The organism is Dokdonella sp., from assembly GCF_049593775.1.
Taxonomy (GTDB): domain Bacteria; phylum Pseudomonadota; class Gammaproteobacteria; order Xanthomonadales; family Rhodanobacteraceae; genus Dokdonella.
In genome coordinates, this window is record NZ_JBAWHJ010000481.1 from 1 (window position 1) to 2,863 (window position 2,863).

Here is a 2,863-nt window from a genome sequence, read left to right on the forward strand (position 1 = left end):
CAATTGCTGGATGTTGTCACCAGCGCAAAAGGCGGTCTGCAATCCGGCAATGCCGAAACAGGCATCGCTACTTGAAGCGGGCGAGGGTGGAGATGACTGAACCAAGGCGATTTCCGTAACCGTCTGATGACAGTTTCGACGTTAGCGGCAGCCACACCGCGCCATTAGTGCCAGTTGCGAGTCGGGTATGGAGCCAGATTGCCTGGCTTGAACCGTCTACTTGCGCCTGCTGGAGACCGCACGCGTGATCACGGCGGTATCGGCAAGGATGCCGTCGGCACCGTACCAGCGCAGCTGATCACCTTCGACAACCACCGTATAGCTCGACGCTTCGGCATAGGCCCAGCGCTGCCATTGGCGATACCAGCGACCGTCCTCGATCCACCAGTGTCCACGGTCGCAATCCTCACCGGCATAGCCTGCGGTGCCGACCATATCGCCGTTGCTGCGGATTTCCAGCGTCGCCGGATCTCCATATACCGTGCTGTACAGCAAGGTGGCTCCAGCCATGGTCTTGCGCAGCGCTGCACCTTGCAGCGGTTCGACGGATTCATCGTCGATATGACGTGGTGCCATGGCCAGATCACCGCGAATCAGTCGCGACAGGTTTCTCACGCCTTCGCGTATTTGCTCTTCCGCTATCCCGGTTATTCCCATGCACAAGGCTTCGCGCCCGCCTTCAAGCCGCGTCGGCTCGACCAGTACGCCGATCGCCGCAGCCTGTCGTGCAAAGTCACGAGTCTCGAGATTGCCGGGCAGGCTGACCCAGTAGGCACTGGCGCCCGGCAGGGTCTCGATGCTGACGCGCTGGTGCAGGTTGTGGTTGAGTGCATCGCGCAAGGCGTTACGTCGACCCTCAAGTACGCGACCGGTTCGGACCAAGGCCGCCGAATAATGGCCAAGCCCTATGAAATAGGCCCAGGCGCGCTGGCTCAGTGTCGGCGGCGTTGTGCCCTGAATGCGCCGGATCTGGCGCAGGCGATCAATAAAGGCCGGCGCGCTGGCGACGATGCCGAATGACTCGCCGCAGGAAACCGCTGGCGAAAGATTGCCGATATAGACGACCCTTCCCTGCACATCCATGGCACGCAACGCGGGTGCAATGTGACTGCCGTCACGGGCACCCGGCGGCATGTCGTGTTCGACCAGCACGCCGTCGGCCGCCTCGATCAGGGTCAGCAGCTCGCGAGGTCGTCTCGAGTTCGATGGAAAGCTACGGCGCGCGCTGGTGACCACCACGGCCGAACGCGGCAAGGGGCGATCAAGGTAATCGTCAAGCATGGATATGTCGGCCTGCCGGTCGCGCATGCGGCGCTCGAACTCTTCATCCGTGGGCGCTTCCAGAACGACAGGAGTTCCGCGTCCAACAAGCAGGCTTCCAACCAGCTGCAAGGCGTGACGCGCCGACAGAGTTATCAGGATCTCTTCGGCATTGGCATCAATACCGCGAACCGGCAGAACCTTGCTGCGGATCTGATCGACCAGCTCGGCATCATCCATGTCGCTCGCGCGACGACTCCAGCCATCGATTTCATGTCTGGAACAGGCCAGACGCAAAGCCTCGCGCCACTCGGTATTCGGCAGCAAGCTCGACTCAACACAACTTTCGATAAACGGGAACGGGTATTGGTGCCAGTTGCCGGGGCAACGAAATCCGTCGTCATTCGGCGCAGGGGGCAGGCGCGTCGCCAAAGGGCTTTCCCGGCCGACACCCCGGTTGCCCACGGCGATTCGCACACTGGGCACCTCGGTGGCAACGAAAATGCCACTGCGTGCCCGGCTGACAAGATGGTTTTCGGCAATCAGCGCGTCATAGGCGAGGCTGACCGTATTGCGTGCAACACCGATTCGCTCGGCCAGGCTGCGCGATGAGGGCAGGCGTCGACCCGGCCTCAACACGCCGCGATGAATCGAATCAACGAGTTTTTGCCGAAGCTGATGCTGGAGGCTCAATGGACTGGCTGGATCCAGCACGATGTTGAGATCGTCCATGCTGCGCGCTGCACGCCTGATCGCGGAATTCATGTTGTTTCCCGCAGCATACCAGCGTCAGGCTCGCACACGGTGCGCGTCAGTCCGGGTTTGCCAGCGCCTGCTCAAGCAATTGCAGGCCTTCCTCGAGATGCGCATCGCTGATCGTCAGCGGAAACAGCAAGCGGATGGATTCGCGCAACGAACCACAACCAAGCAGGATCAATCCAAGCGCATGTGCTTTCCTGACCGTTGCCGCGGCTGCTTCAGGATCAACCTCGTCGCTGTCACGCGCGAGGAGCAGGTCGAATCCGATCATCGAACCCAGCGCCCGGATATGCCCGATCGGACGCAGATCTTCGCGCTCAGCCATGGCATGCAGGCGCGCGACCACGGTTGTGCCGAGGACATTTGCGCGTGCAATCAGGCCCTCTTCTTCAATGACGTCAAGAACCGCCAGCGCCGCGGCACACGCCATCGGGGAACCCGCATAGGTTCCGCCCAACCCTCCCGGCTCAACCGCATCCATTACTGGTGCGCGACCGACCACGGCCGAAAGCGGCAAGCCGCCGGCCAGCGACTTGGCCGCGGTGATGAGATCCGGCTGGATTCCGGAATGCTCGATACCGAACATCTTGCCGGTACGCCCGAATCCGGTTTGTACTTCATCGGCGATCAGAAGAATTCCATTCTGATCGGCAATTTCGCGCAGCGCCTCAAGCAATTCACGAGGTGCAGCATGGAATCCACCCTCGCCTTGAACCGGCTCGATGATGATGGCTGCGATTTCATCGGCCTCGACGTCGGCCTTGAACAAGCGTTTCAAGGCGGCCAGGGTATCCCTGACGCTGATGCCCTCATGTGCAACCGGGAATGGCAGGTGATAGACCTC

Annotated in this window: 2 protein-coding genes; both read right to left on the reverse strand. The window is 61.2% G+C overall.

What is annotated here, in order from left to right; all coding sequences use genetic code 11:
* Nucleotides 1-216: 216 nt before the first annotated feature.
* On the reverse strand, nucleotides 217-2,025 hold the full coding sequence (locus WBP53_RS16795) for a PLP-dependent aminotransferase family protein (RefSeq protein WP_423930901.1): 1,809 nt from the start codon (nucleotides 2,023-2,025) through the stop codon (nucleotides 217-219).
* Nucleotides 2,026-2,071: 46 nt separating this feature from the next.
* The coding region (locus WBP53_RS16800) for an aspartate aminotransferase family protein (protein WP_423930902.1) at nucleotides 2,072-2,863 on the reverse strand (792 nt) is incomplete at its 5' end.

Excerpts from the sequence above, each read along its gene's own strand:
- WBP53_RS16795 (WP_423930901.1), bottom strand. The coding sequence starts at position 2,025 with ATGAATTCCGCGATCAGGCGTGCAGCGCGCAGCATGGACGATCTCAAC.